We start from the raw sequence: 24,234 nt of genomic DNA on the forward strand, positions 1-24,234 counted from the left end.
TTTCTTTATTTCGTTAATCATTAAAGATTATATAAATCTTTCATTTTATTGTTAAACTTAAGGTATGAATTGGAGGTTAGATAAAAAATGAATGTCACTGAATTTCAACAATGGGTCAAGGAGTATTATGAAAGTAGGGGCTGGTCTGAGTTAGACATTTTTATTCGGATTGGCTTTTTAGCTGAAGAAACTGGCGAAGTTGCGCGAGCTATAAGAGCCCTTGAGATAGGCAGGGATAGGCCTGATGAAGTAAAGGTATCTTATGAGGAAAATAAACAAGAGTTAACTGAAGAATTAGGAGATGTATTAGGTAATTTAATTGTGATTGCAAACAAGTACAATATCCCTTTAGAAGAAGTGTTTCAGTCACATAAAAAGAAACTGTCAGAGCGTTATTCTAATGATTAAAGCCTTTATTCAACAATAGGGGGCTTTTCTGGAATATCCATTCAGTGCGGATGTTCCAGGACGATCTTCAACAATCGGGCCAGATAATTGAATAAGCTTCCCCTTACTTTTACAGTATGATAGAGGGAAATAAAATAAGTCTCTGGAGGTATTATGGATAGAAACAGATATTCAGCAATAGCCCATCAAAGCCATACTTTTTATAATCCGATTAATCCATCAAAGATAGACAAAGTTATTGAGTTACTTGCTTTAAAAGATAATGACAAAGTAATAGATATAGGTGCTGGGAAAGGTGAAATTCTTCTTCGGATTATTGAAAGATATAGATCTAAATGTATTGCTATCGAAAAATATGGTGATTTCACGGAACAACTTCAAGTAAATGCTAAAAATAGAGGGGTTTTAAATAATATTGAAATCATTACAGAAGATGCTAAAGTAGCAATTAAGACAATAAATGAGCAGTTTGATGTAGCGATTTGTATTGGTTCAACTCACGCATTAGGCGGATTGCATGAAACGTTGGATACGCTGAGGAAGTGTGTAAAAAAGGGTGGATATGTGCTCATCGGTGAAGGCTACTGGAAGCAGCAGCCAAGTTACGAATATTTGGAGGCGCTCGGAGGAGCGGAAGAATCCGAATTACGAAGCCACTTCGAGAATGTGAAGGTTGGCGAAAAACTAGGCCTAATTCCACTCTGGTCTTACACTACTAACGACGATGAATGGGATGAATATGAGTGGCTTTATGCTATGTCCATTGAGAATTATTGCTACGAACATCCTGATGATCCGGATTGCGATGCAATGTTACAAAAGATCCGAACTTGGAGAAGTACATATCTGAAATGGGGCAGAGATACCCTTGGGTTTGGGATATATCTTTTTAGGAATATGTAAAATTCAATTAAAGGACGCTATTCTTCGATAAGACAACATAAATGATCTTCAACAATCGGGGGCGAGTGCGGCTGAGCCTAGGTCGTATCATATAGCGGGTGGGATTCCCGTCGAGTAAGAACTAGCCATTTTAGCTCTTTATAAAGATGGTCATCATTCAATAGCTGATATTACGGCCAAGTTTTCTGTTGATCCTGGTACGATTAAAGATTGGAAGAGAAGATATGAAATGAATGGTGAAGACGGTTTAACAGACGCGACTTCTTGGAAGTCTTATTCAAAAGAGCTAAAGTTAGCTGCCGTCAATGATTATCTATCAGAACACTATTCGTTATGCAAGGTTATCCAAAAATACAATATATCCAGTACTGCGGTTTTGAGAAAATGGATTAAAAAGTATAATAGTCATAGAGAATTAAATGATACCGGTAAAGGAATGACAAACTCTATGACAAATAGAAGAAAAGCAACTTTAGAAGAACGAATTCAAATTGTAAATTACTGTCTACAACATCAGAAAAACTATCAGCTCGCAGCCGAAAGCTATGAAGTTTCTTATCAACAGGTATATCAATGGGTCAAGAAGTTTGAAGCGCATGGTGAAGAAGCACTACAAGATAAACGCGGTCGAAAGAAAGAGGAATATGAATTAACAGAGGAAGCAAAGTTTAAGCTGGAAATGAAACGTTTAGAGCAAGAAAATGAACGATTACGTGCAGAAAATGCTTTTTAAAAAAAGTTGGAGGAACTCGAAAGGAGGCGTCGTTAACAAGCTTCTTCGTCTACACAATAAATATAGAGCGATTCAAGATTTACATGCGAATGAAAATCTACCAGTAATCCTTTTATGTGAAATTTCCGGTGTATCTCGTGCTGCTTATTATAAATGGCTACAGCGTACGCCAACAGCTAGAGAATTAGAGAATGAAGCAATTCTTCAGGATATTCAAGCTATTTATGCACGAGTAGGAGGCATTTATGGGTACCGAAGAATGAAATTAAATATTAATTGGATATATCATAAAAAGTTTAATCACAAACGTATTTATCGCTTAATGCACATCGCTGGATTACAGTCCGTGATTCGTCGGAAAAGAAAGCGCTATGTTCCCTCATCTGCGCAATATGTCGCTGAAAATCGACTCAATCGTGAATTTACTGCAAGCAAGCCCAATGAAAAATGGGTAACAGATGTCACGGAGTTCAAATTAGGAAATGGAAGGAAAACGTATTTAAGTGCCATTTTAGATCTTTACGATGGCTCCATTATTAGTTATGTATTGGGACATTCAAACAATAATAAACTGGTATTTCGAACATTGGATCAAGCTATCGCTATATTAAAAGAGAATGAACATCCATTGATTCATAGTGATCGAGGGTATCAATATACGTCACATGGGTTTAAGAGAAAAATAGAAAAGGCAAAAATGATTCATAGCATGTCACGTGTAGGAAAATGTATAGATAATGGACCAATGGAATCGTTTTGGGGAACGTTGAAGTGTGAAAAATATTACCTACATAAGTATGAAACATTTGAAGCGTTACAACAAGCAATAGATGATTATATCCAGTTTTACAATAACGAACGTTACCAAGAAAGATTAAACGGCTTGAGCCCATTGGAATACAGGGTTCAAGCCGCTTAAAGTATTTTTATTATTTCCACTGTCTACTTGAAAGGGAGCTGTTCATCTTTTTTCAAAATGGATTCTTTTTATTTATCGTAAAATACTGGTTCGTGAGTTATTTTTGATCAAACTTTATTTCAAAGCAACAGCAGATATTAATTTTTCGTTTTGTTCAGCATAAAACTCATCAATAGCACGAATCCAATTCTTTCGGGCAAGACTTGCAGCTTTCTCTTTATTTTTATTTTCAAAGGCCTGTAAAATAGCTTCATGTTCCTGTATTGAATCATTTGTAAGAATGATTGATTGATGAAAATACAGGCGAAGAACATGAGCCTGGAGATTTGAAACTGAATTCGTGATATATTGATTCTGTGCATTCTCCACAATGATATTATGAAACTGTTCATCTTGCTTTAATGCTGAATAAAAATCGCCTTTTTTAATGGCCTCAGCAAATTTAGTATTAATTTCACGCAATGAATCAATCGTTTCCTGACTTATAACCGGTGTTGCCAATTCGGCAGCTAAGGCTTGCAAGACACCTAAAGGAGGCAAAATTTTGTTAATATCCTCTTTATTAACAGATGTGACTTGAGTTCCAACCCCTGGAAACATTTCAACAAATCCTTGAACATTAAGTAATTGCAGTGCTTCCCGAATAGGAGTCCTGCTTACTCCTAACGCTTGCGCAAGATCAGCATCATTAAGCTTTTCTTTAGGCTGAAGAGTGCCATCAATGATCCATTCTTGAATTTGAGCAAATGCACGATTTTTTGCAGATACACGAGTAGGGGATGAAAAATTGGTAGGTATGGGCATGATAAAACCACCTTTTGATTTTTCATAAGGTAAATTGAAATACTTAAAACTCTGTCTTCATTTAATAGTAGAATATTCTAGATAGATATATTGAAAGTGTATATGATTCTCCTTAAAAATGCAATATATTACATAAAAGAACAAAAAACGTGTAATATATTGCATAAATATTTTGTATATGATATCTTTTGGTAAGCGATATATTACATACGTATAACAGAAGGAGGAATATAGCAAAATAAATTAGTACAAGCTAAATAATTTGAAAATTTTAATTAAAATAAGAATTGCGATAACATCAAATGGATTTTTTAGTATTTTTCGATTATAAAGATTATTTTAAATATAATTAAGAAAAATGTTTAAATGCTTTTTTTAAGAAACTTAATCATTCCAGATCAATAGACTTCTAGGAGGAAATCATATGACTAATAAAATATCATTTTCATTTATAGTTGCAGTTGGTTTTATGCTATTCGCTTTATTCTTTGGCGCAGGAAATTTAATTTTCCCTGCAATGCTTGGTCAATCAGCGGGAACGAATGTGTGGTCAGCTAATGCCGGATTTGTCGTTACTGGAGTTGGCTTACCTTTGCTTGGTGTAATTGCATTAGGAATATCAGGAAAAAGTGATTTACAATCATTAGCAAGCCGTGTACATCCTATTTTCGGTATCATCTTTACTGTTGCTCTTTATTTATCAATAGGACCTTTGTTTGCAATCCCAAGAACAGGTACTGTTTCATTTGAAATCGGGGTGAAGCCTTTTATATCTGAAGAATACAGTGTTATTGGTTTAATAATCTTTACCATTATCTTTTTTGGAATTACAGCCTTTTTTTCATTAAAGTCTTCTAAGATTGTTGATATTGTTGGAAAATTCTTAACTCCACTTTTATTACTTTTTATTGCGATTCTTATCATAACAGCATTTTTTAATCCTATTGGGCAATTTCAAGCGCCTGCTGAAAACTATATGAATAATGCCTTCTTTAAAGGATTCCAAGAGGGATATCTTACAATGGATGCCCTTGCAGCCTTTGTTTTTGGAATTATTGTTATCAATGCGGTAAAAGAAAAGGGTGCCTCTACTAAGAAGGAAATTATGATCGCTGTTACCAAAGCAGGAGTAATTGCAGCGGCACTTCTAGGAATCATTTACACATCTCTTTCCTTTATTGGGGCTTCAAGTGTAGAAGGTCTTGGACTTTTAGATAATGGGGGAGCCGTTCTTTCAGGTGCATCAAATCATTACTTCGGTTCATTTGGCGGGATTCTGCTTAGCTTAATTGTTTTTGGAGCTTGTTTAACAACTAGTATTGGACTTATCACTTCTTGTTCTTCATATTTCTCTAAAGTGATGCCAAGTATTTCTTACAATAAATTCGTCATTATTTTCTCTGTTTTTAGTGCTGGTTTAGCCAACTTCGGCTTAAATGAATTAATTGCTGTCTCTGTTCCAGTTTTAGTAGCCATTTATCCATTAGCTATCTGTTTAATGGCTTTAACATTTTTACATCCATTATTTAAGGGTAAAAAAGAGGTTTATCAAGGAAGTATGTTATTAACTCTAATTGTAGCTATATTTGACGGATTAAACGCAGCGGGAATTACCATTGCTCCAATCAATGACCTATTAGCCACTGTCCTTCCATTGTATGAAGTAGGCTTAGGCTGGATCGTACCAGCTATTATCGGCGGGGTTTTAGGATATGTATTCGGGATGGTGATAAAAAGCAAATCCCCTTCTGCTCAAGTTGAGAAATATATCTAAATTGTAATAAAAAGGTCAGCCAGTTATATGAAACTGGCTGACCTTTTTTCGGTTTAGCTTTTGTTAAAAGGTATTGTTGTTTTGTGTTTTTACAGTAAAAGAGCGTTGATTAATGGCTTAAATTTAGTAATGATTGAACCAGTTAAAGAATAGAAAATATTGTGTTATATGCAGGAATTATGGTCGATATTATTGTGCCTGTTTTCGGACGAAAGTATTTAATTAAAGCCCCGAACAATATAGCTCATTTATTAGAACGTTTTGCATTATTTACATTTTTCCTTTTTGGAGTATCGGTCGTCAGCACCCTTTCTGTACAGGTGTGCAAAATAGCACTTAAAAATATGCGGAATAAATCTTCTAAAGTGGCAACAGCAGGTTATTTTTAGCAGTATAAATGTCTGTTTATAAAATCTAATTTATGAACTTAAAAATAGATTGCTAAAAAAGTGCTTTGTTCAACAATCGGGCCAGATTGTGGAAGATCATTTTAAAAGAAAATTCGATATTTGTCGGTGAGATTTTGAAGGATTGTACTTAAGCTAAAGGACAGAATAGTTGAAGAAAGAAATCATTTATTTATATTTTGTCCATCAACTTTTCATTGTAATGTAATCCTTCTTTCTATCGTTTTATAAGATTAAAATGGAATTATTACATCAATTGGGTTCTAACTTCTCCAAAAGTAGCAAGATAAGCGAATAAAAAAAGCAGTATCACCGCTATAAAAGTGTTGGTACTGCTATATTGAGTGACAAGTTTTTTATTAATTAGAACGTACTTGCTACTTTAACAGCTTTTTCAAGCCCTGCAGCAATAATTTCTTCTGCTTTATCTGGGAATTGATTGTGACCTTCAATCACTACTTTCTCTATATTTTTTACACCGAAGAAGCTCATCATACATGCTACATATTTAACAGCCATTTCTACTTCAGCTTTTGGTCCTTCAGAATATACACCGCCACTTGCGTTTAATAATACAATTTTCTTATCTCCAATCAGACCTACTGGACCTTCTGGCGTATATTTAAATGTTTTGCCCGCGCGGTTTAAATAATCAATATATGTGTGCAGTACAGCCGGAATTGTTAAGTTCCATAATGGGAATCCAAACACAACTTTATCAGCTGCAAGGAATTGTTCTAAATATTTATCAGCAACAGTTACTGCTTTTGCTTCTGCTGCTGTTAAATCAAGTCCTCTACTAGCCTTAAATGTACCGTTAATCATATCTACTCCTACATATGGCAATTCTTCCTTGTATAAATCAAGTTCTACCACTGTATCATTTGGATGTGATTCTTTATAGCTTGCTAAAAAAGCCTCATATAATTTCACACTCACCGCTTGGTTTGCGGGGCGATTGTTTGCTTTTACAAATAAAACTGTTGTCATTCTCTTTTCCTCCTGTTACTCACTCTTATGTTGTTATATATTTATTCACTAAAAAGGGAATCCTATTATCTTTACAATATCTTTTTAAAACTATATTCCATATCTCCACCTAGAGCTTCAGCTGTATCACCAGTTTCTCTGAAGTCATGTGTATGAATCTTTTCAAACGGACCAAAGTTTACTTGCTTATAAAATTCAAAACAAGGGAATCCGTCATGTGCACCTTGAATATCGATAGTACCATCTTTTTTGACATGTACAGTTAATAGATAATCAACGGGAGGTGCATATACATTTAATGGGTTACTAGCACTAGCACTCATTTGAAATTTGACGTCATCTGACCTCCATACAACATCAGTGCACAAAATACCTTCCGTACTAGCTTTTCCTGTTTTTTTATTAACGGAACCATCAGGAGTTGTTATTCTTTCTGTTGTTATGCCAGTATTCGCATATGTGAAGATTTCTTTTTTATAAAAATCTACAACTACTTCTTGTTCAATTCTGGAACGCATAGCGTTTACAGCATATGGTGTAAATTCACGTGAGTCACCTTCGAATTGAATCACGTTTCCTGTTTGAGTATCCTTCTTAGGTTCAGTCCAAGACATTGGAATAAATACACTTGCTCTAACTTTAACGATATTAGTCATGAGAACCCTCCATAATGTATTAATTTTGTTTCGGTGAATCCAATTTCTTTTATAATTGAACTGTGGTCAACTTGATTGACTACATTGTGTATAGTACAATGGTCTTCAAATAAAGTCAACCTAATTGACTTTATTTAAGGAGGTTTTATGTATGAATCATGAAGTATTTAGTGAATTGGATCTTACATCACTTTTATCATTATCCTTTAGTACATCAATTAATGAATTACATGACAGATTGAGTGAATTGGGATTTGGAGATATTAGACCTGCACATGGTTTTATGTTTAAATGCATTACTCCCAATGGAGCAACAGGTATAGAACTAGCCGAATATTTAGGAATTACAAAGCAAGCTGTGAGTAAAATGGTGGATTATCTTGAGAAAAGTGGCTATGTAATGCGCAAAGCTCATCCCACTGATAAGAGAGGGAAAATTATTGTTTTGACCGAACGAGGTTGGTTAGTAGTGAAAGCAAAAGAGAAGATACTAACTGAGATTGAGCAACGTTGGATTGAAAACATAGGTGCTGAACGCCTGCAAATGCTCAAAGAAGATTTAACAAAATTAGTTTATGAAGAAAATGAAGATAAACTATCATCGAGGTTAAGACCTGTCTGGTAATTATAGAATTTATAAAGGGAACTTTTAATCGTGCTTAAATTCGTACTAACAGTACAGCATTCCTGTAATGATATAAATTAGCAGCAAGGTTTGTGAAGGATTGTACGGGAGCGTTAGTTCAAGAAAAACAAGCTAAATTGCATTTGTGTTTCTATTTTCGTTGTTCCATTAAAGGGCGCCTTTCTTGAATTGGAGAGACCCAGTTAAGTGAGACAAGGAAAAAGCACCCCCTGAAACGTATTAGTAAACTAAACGATTTTGGAGGTGTTTTTCTTATGGGGAAAATAGTTCATTACCCTGAAGAAATAAAGTGGGAAGCAGTTCAATTAAGACAAAAAGGATTAACTTATAAAATCATTCAAGAAAAGTTAAATATAAAAAATAAAAGACAAATTCAAAACTGGATGAAATGGTATGAAAATGGAGAAACTTATCGGTTTTCTCAAGGGGTGGGAAAACAATATTCCTATGGTAAAGGAATGGAAGAATTAAGTGAAGTGGAGCAGTTAAAAAAGAGAAATAAACAATTAAGTATCCAAGTAGAAATTCTAAAAAAGTACCAAGAAATCGAAAGGAGTTGGTACCAAAAGTTATTCTAGAACTCGTAAAAATTTTGAAATATCCCATTCAATTAATATGTGAATGTATGGGAGTTGCTAGGTCTAGCTACTATCGTTGGTTAAAGAAAGGTATTAAGTTAATAACGAAGTTGGAAAACAAGATAAAAGAAATTTGTATCAAACATAAGTATCTCATTGGTCACCGAACAGTGAAAGCTTGGCTTTTAAGAGAATACTCAGCCACGAGAGGATCTTACAAACCCTATTGTAGTGGAAAAAGTAAGAAAATTCATCTATTATTACAATACAATACGACTTCAGGCAAAATTAAACTACCTGTCCCCGATAGAATTTCGGGAACAGGCAGCATAGGTGTTTTTTTCATGTCTCATTTCTGTGGGCCAGTTCAAATAGAGAAGGGCTCTTTTTGAAGGGATTATTAATCATAAAAAGAAGATATAGAGTGAAAATATTCATTCTATAATTGGACACAGAGGGGGAGCTTTGATGATATTAGAAGCTGTTATGCTTCAAGTTAAAAAAGGTATGGAACAGGAATATGAAGAAGCTTTTCGTAAGGCATCTAAAATTATTTCAGCAATGAAGGGCTATATATCCCACGAACTACAGCGTTGTATGAAAGCTGAGGGGAAATATTTGTTATTAGTAAGGTGGGAAACTTTAGAAGATCATACAGTTGGATTTAGACAATCAGACGAATATCAAGAATGGAAAAATCAACTCCATCATTTTTATGAACCATTCCCGACAGTTGAACACTTTCAAAAAGTTGATCTTTCGTAAAAGTTTTACTTTACAAACGGTTGGCGTAAGGTGAGCATCTTCAACAAACGGGGGCGATTGCTGAACAATGAGCAGTCTCTACTAGGCGTATCCGAATAGTTCTATAAATAATTAAGAAACCCTGCTAATCTTCTGATGTGAAGGTAGCTGGGTTTTTAAAGTTGGATGTGCAAAATAACACTTAAACGTAAATTGAATGTGTACTATCATCGAGGCAAGATACCAAAACCGGATTTGGAACTGGGAGGAACGGTCTATTGGAGCAGGGCATCGGTTGAGACATTTTGTGTACAAGAAAAAAGCCGTTTGAAAACGGATTAAACGGTAAGGGGAAGGGTCTTGTCTTAAGGGAATGGCTATATCTGAATCCTAGAAAGATCGTGGCAAAGGGTATGTATTATCATGTTCTTGTTGATGTGCGTTTTTAACCAGGAGTCTAGGGTACCTGTTCTATTTACTGCACAAATAAAAAGGTAAAGAACGTAAGCAAAGGATATAAAACTAAGTTCATTAAAGCCATGGTACTTTTGGGGAGACCTAAAGGGACTGCTCATCGATTGTAAGGCTGCAAAAAACGCATCCTAACATTCTCTGGCATCGCGCTTCACTCTTAAATTCAAGCGAACAACATTCTGTAAGAATGATAGCCATCATTCAACATTCTGTTTGTTCCACTTTGATAATGGAGAGAAGTAACTTTCATCATAATTTGTCAATTGTATCCAGGTGGTAACCAGAATGCATTTTTTCTGGAATAATACGTTCTCTTTTCTTCAATTTAAAAATCTACTTAAGGAATCATGAAGGTTTGAATGATTCTCATATTAATATTTACTAGATTTAATTAACTAATAAGTCGAAAGAACCATGATCATCTCCTTATTTTTCTTTACTATTTCTAATCTTATGGAATTCCACAATCGTGTCCTTTTTTCAAGCACTAGAACTCGGTGTGAGCACACTTGAACTCAACGTGCAAATCATCGAGGACCATCAATCATGAACATCCAGTTCACACCTGAAATCCATAAAACGGAATTTCAGGTGTTTTTTTATTTTTTTCACGAGCAATGAATCGTTGATGAGGAGATAAGAAGAATTTTATAGCAATCTCATTTAAGCACAGGCCTCAAATAGTTTTCAATTGGACTTAATATAAGATTTTATATAATCCATCTAGACAAATTAAAAATAGTCTAGACAAATTTACGAATCTTTTAGAAAATCAACCACGTTTATTAATACGCCCTTTATAAAGCGTTTATATAATTATTTTTGAAAGGAAGGTGAGGGATTGAGAAATGTTAAGTATTTAGACATTAGCGAGCAAATTGAAAAGATGTATGTAGATCAAGCCCATGAAAAAAAATTGCCAAAAGAAATGGAGCTCGCAAACCAATTTAATGTTAGTCGAGAAACAATTCGAAAAGCATTAAACCAACTTATAACGAGTGGAAAATTATATAGTATTCAAGGATCTGGATACTATGTAAAGAAAGATGGTATTTCCATTGTAAATCCATTAAATAAATTAAGTAGTGTCACTGAAATGATTCAAAATGCATGCCTTGTTGAGGGGGATATGGATACCAAAATTTATCTTGGTCATCCAACGGAAATGGAAAGGGAACAACTTGATTTAAATGAAGGCGATGAAGTGTATTTCATTGAAAGGATTCGAACGGCAAAAGGAGAGCCTGTTGTGTATTCGAAAAACTTACTTCCTTTCAAGTTAGTAGGGGAAAGCTTCCAAGAGTATTATCATCAAGGGTCATTATCACGTTTCCTAGAAGTATTTTATAAGATTGAAATTACAGAAGCGTTAGCTGAGGTACAAGCGATTTCTTCTGGAGAATTTTTGCCTGAGGTTTTTGTTGAAATGGATATTCATGTACTAAAATTTACCCAGTTACACAGAACGATTAAAGGAGAGCCGGTTTTGCTTTCCTATGATTACATGAGAAATGATACAATACGTTTTTTTATTCAACGACAAAAATAAACTCAATGATGAGGTGCACAAATGAAGAAAAATTGGATATTCGTACTCGCGATGCTTTTCGTTCTAATGTTAGCAGGATGTTCTGGAAAGACAGCAGATACAAAGGGCTCAGAGGCTGAAAACGTATCAGTTGATGAAAATGGAAATAAAATTATTACATTAAAAATATTAACACGCGACGCTTCTGCTCCTACTCGTGTAACGAACTTTGAAGGTGCAGTCAAAAAAATGAATGAAGATTTAGAGAAAGCTGGAGAAGATTATCGCGTACAAGCTGAAGCAATTGTAAAACCTTCGGACCAGGGTGTGTTCGATCAAAACTTTATTTTTGCTTCACAATCTGGTAATGCAGCTGATATCTACACAACACCTTATACGTCCATTGGTTGGATGGCAGATGGTGGATATATTCAAAAGTTGAATGGAATTGAAAAGGATCCAGCCTTTGCAAACATCATGGAAGGATATTGGAAACCAGTTACGTTGGATGGAAATATTTATGGAGTAATTCAAGATACTGAAGCTCGAGTTGTCTACTTTAACAAGGAGCGTTTACGACAATTCGGTTGGTCAGAAGAAGACATCAATAACTTGCCTGAAAAAGCATTATCTGGTGAATTTAAGTTATCAGATATGATGGATGTTGCTAAAAATGCTCAAGCACAAAATATTGTGAAAAATGGTTATGAGTTTGATGGTGGATCAAATGATAATCCAATGAATTTCTACAATTTTGGTGCAGCTTTTTACGATTGGGACAATAAAAAGTTTATCTTAGATAAAGAGAATACGTTAAAAACTTTCAAGTGGTTAAAAGAAAGTGTTGAATCTGGTGTGACTCCAGAAAATACCATTACGATAGATAAAGATGAGAAATTAGCAAATTTGATTAATGGTGAATCACTCTTCGTTCAAGCTGGTATTTGGGATGAAGCAAAATTTAGAGCAAACGGTTATCATAAAGAGCTTGGCAATGTAACGACAGATTGGATTAAAGAAAACATCGGTGTCATGAACTTACCAGTTGTAAAAAGTGGTGATAAGCCATTGACAGTTTCCAATCCTTGGGTGTATGTGATTTCAAAAGATACTCCACATAGCGATGTTGCAAAGAAATTATTGACATATGTGAGTGAAGCTGAGTTTCAAGCGAAGCATGCTGTCGATACAAGTCATATCCCATTCACAAAAGAAGGACAAGAACATGAAAAAGTTCTTGCAAATGAGTGGATTAACTCTGTGAAGCACTTTACGAATTATTCTCAATTTAACGGAAATCATCCAGACCAAGGAAAGTATGACAAAATCATCGCTGATGCTACTAACTATGTAATGACTGGTGAAATGACGCCAGAAGATGCTGTTAAATACATGGAGGAACAACTAGCATTAAACATCGATGAAAAAAATTATGTCATCAAATAAAGTTCTGACGATCGAGAGGTTTAATAAAAAGATGTCTAAAGATAAATCTAAGTTGGAACAATCAATCATCCAGAGAGAATTTTATCAAAAAAAATCAGTATTTCGTCAAATGAAGGAAAATAAATATTGGGGCTTGATCTTAAGCCCCTACCTCTTTAATCAATTTATCCTTTTTCCGATTACAGTTGTCATTGTCATTTTAATTTCTTTTACATCTATGGATTATAGTATGAAATGGGATTTTAATGGTTGGACCAACTATCGTAAAGTACTAGCCGATCCGAAAATCAGCATGATTTTCTGGAATACAATCATTTTTATTATTTCTACTTTAGTCATTAAGATGTTTCTAGGATTTCTCATTGCAGTGACGACGACTTACTTTATGAGAAACTCTAGAGCCGGTACTTTGTTCCGAGCTATTTGGTTATTACCGAAAGTGTCTCCGTCAGTCGTTGAAGCACTTTTGTGGACTTGGATTTTCAGTCCAACAGATAAAGGGATCTTGAATATGCTGTTATTTGAGTTTAATGGAAGTGAACCGGTTGCCTGGCTGACGGAATATCCATTATTAATCAATGTGTTGCTTGCAGGAGTTATGGGAACGACCATTACAACGATTATATTGTCTTCAGCGATTCAATCAATCGATCCAAATCTGTTTCGAATCGCTAAAATCGATGGAGCTTCCGATCTGACGATTATTCGTCGCTTGATCCTCCCGCATTTACGTTGGCCCATTACATTTTTAACCCTTTGGCAAGGAATCTCATTACTAACTTCATATGAATCTATCTTATTGTTAACGGATGGAGGTCCTAATTATCATTCAGAAGTATGGTCGCTATATTCCTTCCATACGGCGTTTTCCACATTAGATTTTGGATATGGATCAGCTATTTCATTGTATATGCTTCCAATTATTTTCCTAATTATCTTTTTAGCGTATAAGCGTTTTGGATTTAAGAAATTGATGGATGGAGAGAAATGATGGTACCTCAAATGATGAATAGAAAAAAGGAATATTTCTTGAAGGACCAGTTAACTGAAAATTGGCTGAAGTATTGTACCATCCTTTTTATTACAGTCATGTCTCTCTTACTGCTTTGCCTCTATGTCGGCATGGTGGTGTATAGCTTAGGAGAAGTAAAAGGTGGGAAAATTACTGGTTTCACATTCGATAACTGGGATTTTCTTTTCAGTCCAAATTTGGTGGTGGGGAATAATGTGTATCCAGGAATTTGGAAAATTTTCTCGAATACGATGATCATTGCAATTGGCAGCATGGTCCTAGAAGTCGGAATCAGTGTTCTATCTGGTTATGCTTTAGCAAAAGGCTCATTTCCTGGTAAGCAGTTTCTAATTCAATCAACATTATTTTCAAGAATTATTCCTTCAATTACGACGCTTATTGCAAGCTTTTACATTTTGAAAACGGTCGGTCTTTTAGATACGATGATTGGTATCATCTTGATTAAAGGATTTGCAGAGGTTGGTATGTCAACTTGGATTATGAAAGGCTTTTTTGATGAAATTCCGAAACATTTAGACTATGCTTCCGAAATTGATGGGGCTTCAATGTTAAAAAAGTTTTTTAAAATTTATGTTCCGATCGTTTGGCCTGGTATAGCAGCAATCTCTTTATTCGCTTTTTTAAACGGATGGGGAGAGTATGTCATCGTATCTGTATTTACATTTGACGAAGCAAAAGTAACATTACCAATCATCTTAAATACACTTTTAGAACAGCAATCAACAGGAACTGTTAATTACGGCATGATTATGGCATTGGCAACCTTCTATATGTTACCAGCTATCGCTTTGTATCTATTCTCTCAAAAATATATTTCCAAAATGAAAGTTTAAGGGGGCCACATCATGCAAATAGTTTTGCAAGAAATTTACAAATATTTTGATCCAAAAAAGCCTGCCGTTCGAGATATAAATTTGACAATCCCATCAGGAAAATTGACGACGTTTTTAGGTCCATCAGGGTGTGGGAAGACAACGACAATGCTTATGATTGCAGGATTAGAAAAGCCATCTAATGGAGAAATCTTTTTCGGTGATCGCAATGTAAAAAACGTCTCTCCAAAACTTCGGAATATCGGAATGGTTTTTCAAAACTCTGCGTTGTATCCGAGTATGACCGTTGAAGAGAATATCGCATTTCCATTGCAAAATATAAAATTGTCGAAAAATGAGATTGAGCCAAAAGTAAAAAAAGTGTTGGAACTAGTAAACATGCAAGGCTACGAGAACAGAAAACCCCATCAATTATCTGGGGGACAAAGACAACGTGTTGCGATTGCTAGAGCATTAGTGAAGGAACCAGACTTACTTATTTTAGATGAACCTCTATCAGCCTTGGATGCTTCATTACGAATGAAGTTGAGAGAAGAAATACGTAAAATTCAACAACAGCTTGGAATTACGACGATCATGGTTACTCATGATCAAGAAGAAGCGATATCAATGTCTGATTATATTGCAGTCATGAAGGATGGGACATTGCAACAGTTTTCTACGGCATCGACTATCATCCAAAATCCAGAAAATTGGTTTGTTGCAAGCTTTATGGGAATGCCATATATGAACCGGCTTGAATGTCAGTATGATTATTCTTCCCATTCTCTTGTCCTGTCAGATTATCAAAAATTACTTTCATTCGATACGGCGAGAATTAAACCTGAAAAATTGAAACCGAAAAATAGACTAATTGTTGGCTTTAGACCCCATCATGCTGACCTGTATATAGAAGAGCCGTTGGATGTATTGAGTTTAAAAGGGAAGGTTTTGTATGCCGAACATACAGGAAGGGAATTGATGGTGACCGTTGAATTGAACGATCGAGAAAAGACAACTTGTAAAATCTTATGTGAAGAACATTTGCCAATCTGCGAGAACTTAGATGTTTGGATCGCAATCAAAAATGATCAATTTATCTTCGAGAGTGAGGGTAAACAGCAAAATCTTCAACTAACTAGCTTTGAAAGGAAAATAGGAGAAGTATGTGGTGTGTAATTTCGGATTTAGATGGCACTTTATTAACAGGTAAGCAGGAAATTTCAAACGAGACGTATGACTGTATTACGAGTTATATCGAAAAGGGAGGCTATTTTACTTTTGCAACTGGCCGCTCTCTTCAAAGTGCCTTACCTTTTATAAAACAATTAAATATTCAACTTCCTGTTATTTTATACAATGGGGCGAGAATTTATCATCCCATCACCAAACAATATATTTATCAGCAATCAATTGAAGCAGAAAAAGTCCAACAAGTAATGGATCTATATAATGAGCTAAAAAAAGTGAAGGAAGTTAGTATGTTGGCATTTGATCAGAATGGAGCATACTATTTAGATTTTAATCCTTATATTGAAAGACAAGTAAAGAAAGATGGTATTTTAGCAGAGAAAGTGACAGAACAACAAATCATGAGAAAAGAGATTATAAAACTTTTGTTTATTGATGATCCAGAAACAATCCAGTTTTATCTATCATTTTTTCATTCATTTAATACTGTAAACTCTGAACCGGAATTGCTCGAAATACTTCCGTATAACGCAAATAAAGGTATAGCATGTGAGTTTTTAATTAACTATTTACAGCTATCAATCGATCAATTAGTCACGGTTGGTGATAATTGCAATGATGTGGAGATGATTCGTTTAGCAAAATACGGAGTGGCAGTGAACAACGCCAATTTGTATGTCAAAAAAATTGCTAAACATGTCACGACACAGACAAATGAAGAAAATGCAATTGGAGAACTGCTGAATTGGCTTCCAAAAAAAATAAACATTTGAGGTGTTAACTATGCTAACAAAACTACCAAATAGAGATAATTTCCCTAATTCTGCGCCGAGATATCCGAACCTTTGGCTCCTCGTTTCTGTAGAGTTTGCGAAAACATATGCGCATGCCATGAAGTTTGTCACCGATCGTTTAGAAGAAACCGTTGAAATGATTGATGACTATGGGTATTTACATACAGCTGAAGGATGTGACGCTGTAGGAAGAAGAAGGGGATTGCAGTACATTGAAATGGGTGAGAATGGAGAGTTCACACATGACCATGCCCTTCATTATCGCTTTTATACGCATTACCTTAAACAGCAAGGTACGATAGAGTGGGAAGGTGCAACTTATTATCCAATCGCAATCAGTGTTCATTTCGAAGTAGACCGTCCGAGCAAATTGCACCCTTATATAGATGATTGCCCGATCTGTGGTTGTCATGGGGGATACGAACATCTTTATGAAAAAGAGTTTCACGATCGATCTTCTAAACGAAAAAATGAATTTCTACATGACCCGTTTGGAGTTGAAGCGACTCTTAATGGAACGGTTAAAGGTAATAAAATTCCTCTTTTGACGGGATTGTTAACATTAGAGGATGAGTATGAAATTTCAGTTGAACAATATGAAGCAAATGAACTTCGAGAAGATATGAACACTGGAAGATTAGCCATTGTTAAATTCACTTCGTAGCAGAACAATAAAAACGGGTTTTTTATGTTGTTTAATGTCTTTTTTGAACTGTATGTAAACTTGAAGATTCGTTGTTTTTAATGGATAGGAAACCGAACCCTTTCTTATGAGGAGGGTTCGGTTCTATATGTATCGTATTAAATTTCAAATGAAGTGTAGACAGGATCGATGAATGTTGTCAGTTCCTTTTTTGATTTTAAGGAGAATTTATGAAAGCGATTAAGAATAAACATAATCAATTTTCAATTTTTCATTTAACATGGCCCATTTTTTTAGAGCTTTTTCTGTTCATGCTAATGGGTTTGATGGACACGTTTATGCTGAGTGCCGTTTCCGACGAGGCAGCAGCAGGGGTCGGCGCAGCGAATCAATATATACAAATTGCGATATTACTTTTAGAAGTGGTCGGCATCGGTGCAGCGATTGTTGTGGCACAGTACCTCGGCTCACGAAAATTTCAAGAAGCTTCACAAATTTCAGCACTTGCCATAACGATGAACATTCTACTTGGTTTATTGATCAGTAGTTATTTTATTTTTTTTGCAGATGAATTGATGTCCGTCTTACATGTACAAGGCGATGTATATAATTACGCATCTCAATATTTGTTCATCGTTGGTGGAGGGATCTTTCTTCAAGCACTGATTAATGTAAGTGCTGCGATTATTCGAGTACATGGTGCAACGAAACAAGTGATGTATGTCTCATTTGGTATGAACATTATTCACGTTATCTTGAACTATCTATTAATTTTTGGGACGCTTGGTTTTCCAGAACTTGGTGTGAAAGGTGCGGCGATATCATCCATTGTCAGTCGTTTGATTATACTACTTGTTTTTATTTGGATGCTGTACAATACGATGGAAGTTCGCATTCAATTACATGATTATAAAAATTTCTCTAAGGACTATGTGAAGAAAATACTATCAATTGGATTTCCTGCAGCAATTGAGCAGGTCATGTATCAAGCTTGTCAGTTAGTCTTTTTATTTTATGCCACTTTCTTAGGGGCAGAAGCTTTAGCTGCTCGGCAGTATGCGATGAATATTTCGATGTTTACGTATCTTTTCGCAGCCGCTATTGGCATGGGAACAGCAATTATCGTCGGGAGAAGAGTTGGGGCGAATGAAAAGATGGAGGCGTATGAACAAGTTTGGAAAAGTGTTAAATGGGCATTTGGAGTAACCGTTTTGATGGTTTTGCTCGTTGCCATCTTCCGTTATCCACTAATGGATTTGTTTACAGATAATCCAACAGTGATTGAAATGGGTGTTTCTGTCTTGTTGCTAAGCGTTCTTTTAGAGACTGGCCGCACCTTTAATATCGTTATTATTAACTCATTGAGAGCTGCAGGTGATGCAAAGTTTCCGGTCATTGTAGGCGGTTTTTCAATGGTATTAGGGAGTTTATCTTTAGGGTATTTATTCACCTTTCATTTTCACATGGGATTGACTGGCATTTGGCTCGCCATCGCAATCGACGAATGGACGAGGGGGATTATCATGTCTTTCAGATGGCGAAGTAAAAAGTGGGAAAAATACGCACTCGTCTCTACTGAGAATAAATCAGCTCCAACGGTTGGAATAGAGTCTGCCTAGATCTTTACCCTATGTCGTTTTCGTCTGTTTAATAGAAGAATTATTCAATAAAGGAACAGGATAGCAAAGCGCTTTTTCGTTAGCCATTCCTGTTCTTTTTGTTTTCTGTGATTAGGATTAAATGACAAAATAAAGGACGTTCACAAGCGAAAATCATATGTAAATAGACCTTAACACTATGAGTTAAGGTGTTTGTTTGTAATGGGCAATAGATGCTAACAAGCGAAGAAATGACACTACCTACAAGGGTGTTTAGGGGTACCGGCAATAACCAATGGGAAAGGAAGTATTAGGACATGGATCCAGTCATAGGTGTGGACATTGCAAAAGAAGAAAGCCAGGTTCAAGCCTTTTTACGAAGGAAACAACCTTATAAAAAGAGTTTTAAATTTGAGCATATTTAGAAGGGCTGAATGAATTTCACAAGTTTTATAAAGAAGTAGAAGCTGAGGCCGAAAAACCACCTATTGTAATCTTGGAGTCTACAGGTCACTATCATGAACCAGTGGTACAATTCCTGGAAAGGGAAGAATTCGTTTATATCATGATAAATCCTATTGTTTCTCATGGAGCAAAGAAGTCGAGTATGAGAAAGGTGAAAACAGATGCCATTGATGCTTCTCATTTATGTGAGCTGTACTATAAAGAGGACTTAGAACCTTATCAAAAGAAAAGTGTTCAGATTTTAAATCTACGTAATTTGACTAGGCAACATGATGCGATAACGGGTTCCTATGTTCAAATGAAACTTCAATTTCAAACCAATTTAGATCAGGTATTTCCAGAGTACAAGAAGGTGTTTGGAGACACGTAGGGTTTCGTTAAAGACTTTATTATTATTTCCTACCGCAGAAAAGGTATTAAGCGAGGATATTAATTGCTTAGCTGAAAAGATCAAAGAGCTTTGTCCAACGAGGTCTTATAATTGGGCATTGAAGAAGGCTGAAGTATTGAAAGGAGCTGCATCAAGGGATCCATTTCAACAGAATCTTTACCACAGTCACCTAATCAGTCTGAAAATGTATATTCAAATTCTATTGGAATACCAAGAGCATGTATACGCTGAAACTGAGATGCATAACGATGAGAAAGAGCCTGATAAGTTTGTATCTTCTGAGTAAGTAAGGAAGTGAATACGTTTCGTAGGAGCCTGACTGCTGAAGGATTGAATCGTTGATTGAGTCCTTCGGGACTCATTAATACACCAGTTGAAGATTCTAGACAGCAACATAGCTGAGTTAAGGAAGTATTCGCTACCTTTTGGCTTAACCATACGCACAAAGCAACTAAATCTTTCGCTTGATACTTACTGGACCTCTTAACAAAATCTACCTTTTTGGCCAATTGTTTGAGGACATGAGGGATAAAGATTGTTGTAATTCTAGCGAAAACAGGTTCAATTCATCTGAAACATCACGAGACATAAAAAGCACCATCCTTTCCATCATATTACAGAAAGGATAGCGCTTTTTTCGTTTAGGGGGTAACAATTTGCCTTCGCTTGATGGGCATGTGGTTACCCTTATTTATAAAGACTAATTGATAAACGATAAAGGGCACTTTTCGCAAACCATTTAAGTATTGGATTAAAATGTTGCGGGAGAAGACCAAATAGGGGTTAAAGGGCCCCTTATTTGCCATCATAAATCTTAAAACTATAGAGATTTCGGTTTTTTGTTAACTGAAAATTCGGAAAAATGTGTTGACAATATTCAATAAATATTATATTTTTTAAACAGAGATTCAAAAAAATACTCTTTGTTTGAATTTTTATTATAGGGAGGTTTGGAAGTGAAAGAAGCTGTAATTGTTTCTTATGCAAGAACACCTATAGGTAGGTTTGGTGGTGTTTTAAAAGACTTATCTGCAGTTAATTTGGGTACAATTGCAATTTCAGGAGTATTAGAGAGATCAAAAGTAAGCGCTAATGATATTGATGAAGTTATCATGGGGGTTGTATGGCAAGCAGGACAAAAAGCAAATCCAGCAAGACAGGCTGCAATTCGAGCAGGTATTAGTGAGGAAGCATCTGCAATAACAATTAACCAGCAATGTTCTTCAGGAATTCGTGCTATTGATATGGCTGCTGATCAAATTAGACTAGGAAAGTCTAAAGTTGTGATTGCAGGTGGTTTTGAAAGTATGAGTAATGTTCCCTATATTGATATTAATGGCCGATGGGGGTACAAACGAGGTAGTAAGAGTTTAGAAGACGGGCTTTATTATGATGGTTTAGACGATGCATTTAATGGTACTCATATGGGGACTACTGCTGAGACTGTAGGTAGAAATGCGGCTTTGACAAGAGAGGAAGTCGATGCATTTGCTTTAGCAAGTCAGCAAAAAGCTTCCAGGGCTATACAAAAAGGACGGTTTGTTGAAGAAATTATTCCGATTAAATTAATGACTAAGATTGGTGAGATTGTTGTTGAAAAAGACGAATGTCCTCGTCTTAGTACTACTTATAATGATTTGCAAAAATTGAAACCTGTTTTTGAAATTAACGGGATATCAACAGCAGGAAATTCCCCGCCATTAAGTGACGGTGCTTCTGCACTTGTACTAATGGAAAAATGTTATGCAATAGAAAAGGGGTATCAAATCCAAGGTACTATTATTGATACGGTCTCTATCGGGGTTGCTCCAGAAATTATGGGTTATGGACCAGTTCCAGCTATTAACAAATTATTAAAAAGAAACAAATTAACAATTGATGATATTGACTTATTAGAAATTAATGAAGCTTTTGGGGCTCAGGCTCTAGCTTGTATAAAAGAAATTAAAATTCCTATCAAAAAGGTCAACGTAAATGGTGGTGCAATTGCTCTTGGTCATCCGCCAGGGAATACTGGAGCAAGGTTAGTAGGTACCTTGATGACTGAGTTACGTATTAAAAATAAAAAGTTAGGAATCGCTACTTTATGTGCTGGAGGAGGACCTGCAATTGCAACATTATTAAGAAATGGGTGAACCATGTTGAAAGCGTAGATAGTTTTTTGAATATGAATATTTATTCGATATCATTTAAATTACTATGAATAAGGGAGGTTTCAACTATTTGGAATTTTTAGAAATTATTGATGGTATTAAATCTGGTAATAAAAGAGCACTAGCAAGAGCAATAACAATCGTTGAAAACAATCAAGAAAATTATTTGGAGTTGGTTTCAAAAATATATTTGAGTTCAGGTAAAGCACATATTATTGGAATAACGGGCTCACCTGGCACAGGGAAAAGTACATTAGTAGACAAAGTTGCTTCCAAATTACAAATGGACGGAAAATCTATTGCAATAATAGCAATTGATCCTAGTAGCCCGTTTTCTAATGGTGCAATTTTAGGTGATAGAATACGAATGTCTAATTCTCAGAAAACGCCTGATATTTTCGTTAGAAGCATAGCGTCTAGAGGTCAAGTTGGCGGATTGTCCAAATCAGTTCGAAACATAATTACACTTATGGATGTCTTTGGGTATGACTGCATTTTAATAGAAACAGTTGGTTCAGGGCAGTCAGAAATAGAAATCATGAATTTGGCACATACAACGATAGTAGTTACTGCACCAGGTTTAGGGGATGAAATTCAGGCACAAAAAGCAGGTATTATGGAGATTGCCAATTTATTTGTAGTTAACAAAGCTGATTTACCAAGTGCTGAAATAACTGCTAACCAGATTCAACAAATGCTTCATACTGAATCAGTTATTAAGAGAAAGAAGGTACCAGTATTATTAACTTCTGCACTGGAAGATAAAGGAATAGTAAATCTTATTGAAAAAATTGAGGTAAGGTGGGATGAAATTAACAAAACAGGTGAAAGAGCAAGGATTGAAAACGCACATGCAAAGTATAAGCTAACAGAGAGTTTGAATGAGAAGTTTTTGAGTTATATAGAAAACGAAATATTGAATGGGGCTGAATGGAATGACATTTTTAAACAAGTAATTGATAGGAAAATAAACCCTGAATGTGCCGCTAGCAAATTATTCACCCGATTTCTTAAAAAGGAATCTGACGTTTGATTTAATATTCTAATTATTAATAACGCTTTCTCTTTTGTGTGGGATCTCTAATCAAAATATTTATATGTTAATTTTGGCCGCTTGTACAAGTCAGAATGCAGATAACAATGGAAATCAAAAGGATTCTAATCAAAGAGAGTCAAATTGATGCAGATGTTTTTTTTGTATTTACCTAAGCAAATCTAGCTGCAAACTTAAAGAAAGAAATGCTTGAATTGGTTTAACATACACTCCTATTTAGTTACCTCTACTGGTGGGAACGAGATAAATTTATATCATTCAGCTGGTGAAGATGTATGGACGTGGACGATTAGTTCTGCATCCTTTCCTAACCCCAAATAGATACAGATAATCCTCAATAACAGATTTATGTTGAAAAGTTAGGGAAATGTTATCCTATTATTCCTCCATCAGGCTTTGTTCATATAGGTTGGGGCGCAGGCCAAGTGTTTGTTGAAGCGTTTGAACGTACCGGTCCAGAATGAGCTTAGTAATAACTTCGATGTATACGTTTGATAATTGGAATGGTTCCATTTATGAATCGGTAACGTTTTCTCCAAAAATCATTACGGAGTAACATCCTTATTTATGACAGAATTTCACCAAACTTAGATACTATTACTTTTGATCCCGCTACTGGAAAAGTTAAATATAAATTTTCTAGACTATTATTAAACAACTATTAGAGGAGAGTGAAAAATGGAAAGACCGATAAAAGTTTTAGTAACAAAGATTGGATTAGATGGTCACGATAGAGGTGCACGTGTTATAGCCAGTGCATTTCGAAATGCAGGAATGGAAGTAATCTATACTAGTCCTTGGCAGAAGTTAGAGGATGTAGTAAATATCACTCTTCAGGAAGATGTAGATATTGTTGCCATTAGTTCTTTAGCATATGATCATCTAATTGTTCCTAAATTAATTGAAGCTCTGCAAAGTGAAGGGTTAGGGGACAAAAAAGTTCTTGTTGGAGGGATTATTCCAAGTGAAGATGAAGAAATGCTATTGAATGCTGGCGTTAAAAAGATCTTCCATCCAGGAGATACATTGGACTCTATTGTTGAATATGTAGAAAATCTCATGGACAAAAAAAGTTTGAAATGAGGTGTTT

General features: G+C 35.4%; 24 protein-coding genes and 2 pseudogenes. 22 read left to right on the forward strand and 4 right to left on the reverse strand.

Going from position 1 to position 24,234, the window contains the following annotated elements; all coding sequences use genetic code 11:
* Window positions 1-87: 87 nt before the first annotated feature.
* The 4 genes from LIT25_11595 (at window position 88) to LIT25_11610 (ending at window position 2,963) form a co-directional block, all read left to right on the forward strand.
* Complete coding sequence (locus LIT25_11595; GenBank protein USK35876.1) at window positions 88-408, forward strand: MazG-like family protein; 321 nt, start codon at window positions 88-90, stop codon at window positions 406-408.
* A gap of 153 nt (window positions 409-561) precedes the next feature.
* Window positions 562-1,311 carry a class I SAM-dependent methyltransferase gene (locus tag LIT25_11600; GenBank protein ID USK35877.1) on the forward strand — a complete coding sequence of 250 codons (750 nt, stop codon included), beginning with the start codon at window positions 562-564 and terminating at the stop codon, window positions 1,309-1,311.
* A 127-nt stretch (window positions 1,312-1,438) separates the two neighbouring features.
* Window positions 1,439-2,044, forward strand: coding sequence for a helix-turn-helix domain-containing protein (locus LIT25_11605; protein USK36246.1), 606 nt, complete (start codon window positions 1,439-1,441; stop codon window positions 2,042-2,044).
* Window positions 2,013-2,963: an IS3 family transposase gene (locus tag LIT25_11610; GenBank protein USK35878.1), complete on the forward strand. Its 951-nt coding sequence runs from the start codon at window positions 2,013-2,015 to the stop codon at window positions 2,961-2,963. The genes LIT25_11605 and LIT25_11610 overlap by 32 nt, the downstream gene beginning before the upstream one ends.
* Before the next feature lie 114 nt (window positions 2,964-3,077).
* On the opposite strand, the gene LIT25_11615 is transcribed toward LIT25_11610, so the two are convergent.
* Window positions 3,078-3,767, reverse strand: coding sequence for a GntR family transcriptional regulator (locus LIT25_11615; GenBank protein ID USK35879.1), 690 nt, complete (start codon window positions 3,765-3,767; stop codon window positions 3,078-3,080).
* 424 nt (window positions 3,768-4,191) lie between these two features.
* Here LIT25_11615 and brnQ point away from each other — a divergent pair, with 424 nt between their 5' ends.
* Window positions 4,192-5,541: a branched-chain amino acid transport system II carrier protein gene (gene brnQ / locus LIT25_11620; GenBank protein ID USK35880.1), complete on the forward strand. Its 1,350-nt coding sequence runs from the start codon at window positions 4,192-4,194 to the stop codon at window positions 5,539-5,541.
* Between the two features lie 161 nt (window positions 5,542-5,702).
* Window positions 5,703-5,852: pseudogene (locus LIT25_11625) on the forward strand (low temperature requirement protein A).
* 459 nt (window positions 5,853-6,311) lie between these two features.
* Here the strand turns inward: LIT25_11625 and LIT25_11630 are convergent.
* Both LIT25_11630 and LIT25_11635 read right to left on the reverse strand, forming a co-directional pair.
* Window positions 6,312-6,938 (reverse strand): FMN-dependent NADH-azoreductase, encoded by a 627-nt coding sequence (locus tag LIT25_11630; protein USK35881.1) that lies wholly within the window; start codon window positions 6,936-6,938, stop codon window positions 6,312-6,314.
* A 71-nt stretch (window positions 6,939-7,009) separates the two neighbouring features.
* A complete protein-coding gene (locus LIT25_11635; GenBank protein USK35882.1) occupies window positions 7,010-7,594 on the reverse strand; it encodes a DUF3238 domain-containing protein in 585 nt (194 codons plus the stop codon).
* 151 nt (window positions 7,595-7,745) lie between these two features.
* On the opposite strand from LIT25_11635, the gene LIT25_11640 reads away from it, so the two are divergent.
* The 13 genes from LIT25_11640 to LIT25_11700 all read left to right on the forward strand — a co-directional run bounded on the left by LIT25_11640 (window position 7,746) and on the right by LIT25_11700 (window position 19,916).
* Entirely contained in the window at window positions 7,746-8,219 is a 474-nt protein-coding gene (locus LIT25_11640) for a MarR family transcriptional regulator (GenBank protein USK35883.1), read from the forward strand.
* Window positions 8,220-8,494: 275 nt separating this feature from the next.
* On the forward strand, window positions 8,495-8,818 hold the full coding sequence (locus LIT25_11645) for a helix-turn-helix domain-containing protein (protein USK35884.1): 324 nt from the start codon (window positions 8,495-8,497) through the stop codon (window positions 8,816-8,818).
* A 231-nt stretch (window positions 8,819-9,049) separates the two neighbouring features.
* Entirely contained in the window at window positions 9,050-9,151 is a 102-nt protein-coding gene (locus LIT25_11650) for an IS3 family transposase (protein ID USK35885.1), read from the forward strand.
* 135 nt (window positions 9,152-9,286) lie between these two features.
* A complete protein-coding gene (locus LIT25_11655; protein USK35886.1) occupies window positions 9,287-9,583 on the forward strand; it encodes an antibiotic biosynthesis monooxygenase in 297 nt (98 codons plus the stop codon).
* A 1,294-nt stretch (window positions 9,584-10,877) separates the two neighbouring features.
* Complete coding sequence (locus LIT25_11660) at window positions 10,878-11,585, forward strand: GntR family transcriptional regulator (protein USK35887.1); 708 nt, start codon at window positions 10,878-10,880, stop codon at window positions 11,583-11,585.
* 21 nt (window positions 11,586-11,606) lie between these two features.
* The gene (locus LIT25_11665; GenBank protein USK35888.1) at window positions 11,607-13,010 is read left to right on the forward strand and encodes an extracellular solute-binding protein; all 1,404 of its coding nucleotides are present in this window, start codon (window positions 11,607-11,609) and stop codon (window positions 13,008-13,010) included.
* Between the two features lie 31 nt (window positions 13,011-13,041).
* On the forward strand, window positions 13,042-14,001 hold the full coding sequence (locus LIT25_11670) for a sugar ABC transporter permease (GenBank protein USK35889.1): 960 nt from the start codon (window positions 13,042-13,044) through the stop codon (window positions 13,999-14,001).
* Entirely contained in the window at window positions 13,998-14,876 is an 879-nt protein-coding gene (locus LIT25_11675; GenBank protein USK35890.1) for a carbohydrate ABC transporter permease, read from the forward strand. Before LIT25_11670 ends, LIT25_11675 begins: the two co-directional genes overlap by 4 nt.
* 12 nt (window positions 14,877-14,888) lie before the next feature.
* Window positions 14,889-16,034 (forward strand): ABC transporter ATP-binding protein, encoded by a 1,146-nt coding sequence (locus LIT25_11680; protein ID USK35891.1) that lies wholly within the window; start codon window positions 14,889-14,891, stop codon window positions 16,032-16,034.
* A complete protein-coding gene (locus LIT25_11685) occupies window positions 16,022-16,819 on the forward strand; it encodes an HAD family hydrolase (protein USK35892.1) in 798 nt (265 codons plus the stop codon). The genes LIT25_11680 and LIT25_11685 overlap by 13 nt, the downstream gene beginning before the upstream one ends.
* Window positions 16,820-16,829: 10 nt before the next feature.
* A complete protein-coding gene (locus tag LIT25_11690; GenBank protein ID USK35893.1) occupies window positions 16,830-17,504 on the forward strand; it encodes a hypothetical protein in 675 nt (224 codons plus the stop codon).
* A gap of 209 nt (window positions 17,505-17,713) precedes the next feature.
* The gene (locus tag LIT25_11695) at window positions 17,714-19,102 is read left to right on the forward strand and encodes an MATE family efflux transporter (GenBank protein USK35894.1); all 1,389 of its coding nucleotides are present in this window, start codon (window positions 17,714-17,716) and stop codon (window positions 19,100-19,102) included.
* 409 nt (window positions 19,103-19,511) lie between these two features.
* Window positions 19,512-19,916 carry an IS110 family transposase gene (locus tag LIT25_11700; protein USK36247.1) on the forward strand — a complete coding sequence of 135 codons (405 nt, stop codon included), beginning with the start codon at window positions 19,512-19,514 and terminating at the stop codon, window positions 19,914-19,916.
* Between the two features lie 272 nt (window positions 19,917-20,188).
* Here LIT25_11700 and LIT25_11705 read toward each other — a convergent pair.
* Window positions 20,189-20,526 (reverse strand): annotated as a pseudogene (locus tag LIT25_11705) (IS4 family transposase).
* A 367-nt stretch (window positions 20,527-20,893) separates the two neighbouring features.
* On the opposite strand from LIT25_11705, the gene LIT25_11710 reads away from it, so the two are divergent.
* From LIT25_11710 to LIT25_11720, 3 genes are all read left to right on the forward strand, one after another.
* A complete protein-coding gene (locus LIT25_11710) occupies window positions 20,894-22,072 on the forward strand; it encodes a thiolase family protein (GenBank protein USK35895.1) in 1,179 nt (392 codons plus the stop codon).
* A gap of 88 nt (window positions 22,073-22,160) precedes the next feature.
* On the forward strand, window positions 22,161-23,123 hold the full coding sequence (gene meaB, locus LIT25_11715; GenBank protein ID USK35896.1) for a methylmalonyl Co-A mutase-associated GTPase MeaB: 963 nt from the start codon (window positions 22,161-22,163) through the stop codon (window positions 23,121-23,123).
* 699 nt (window positions 23,124-23,822) lie between these two features.
* A complete protein-coding gene (locus LIT25_11720) occupies window positions 23,823-24,227 on the forward strand; it encodes a cobalamin-dependent protein (GenBank protein USK35897.1) in 405 nt (134 codons plus the stop codon).
* Window positions 24,228-24,234: the final 7 nt, after the last annotated feature.

The sequence above is a fragment of the Bacillus sp. F19 genome (assembly GCA_023823795.1).
In the GTDB taxonomy this organism is placed as follows: domain Bacteria; phylum Bacillota; class Bacilli; order Bacillales; family Bacillaceae; genus Bacillus_P.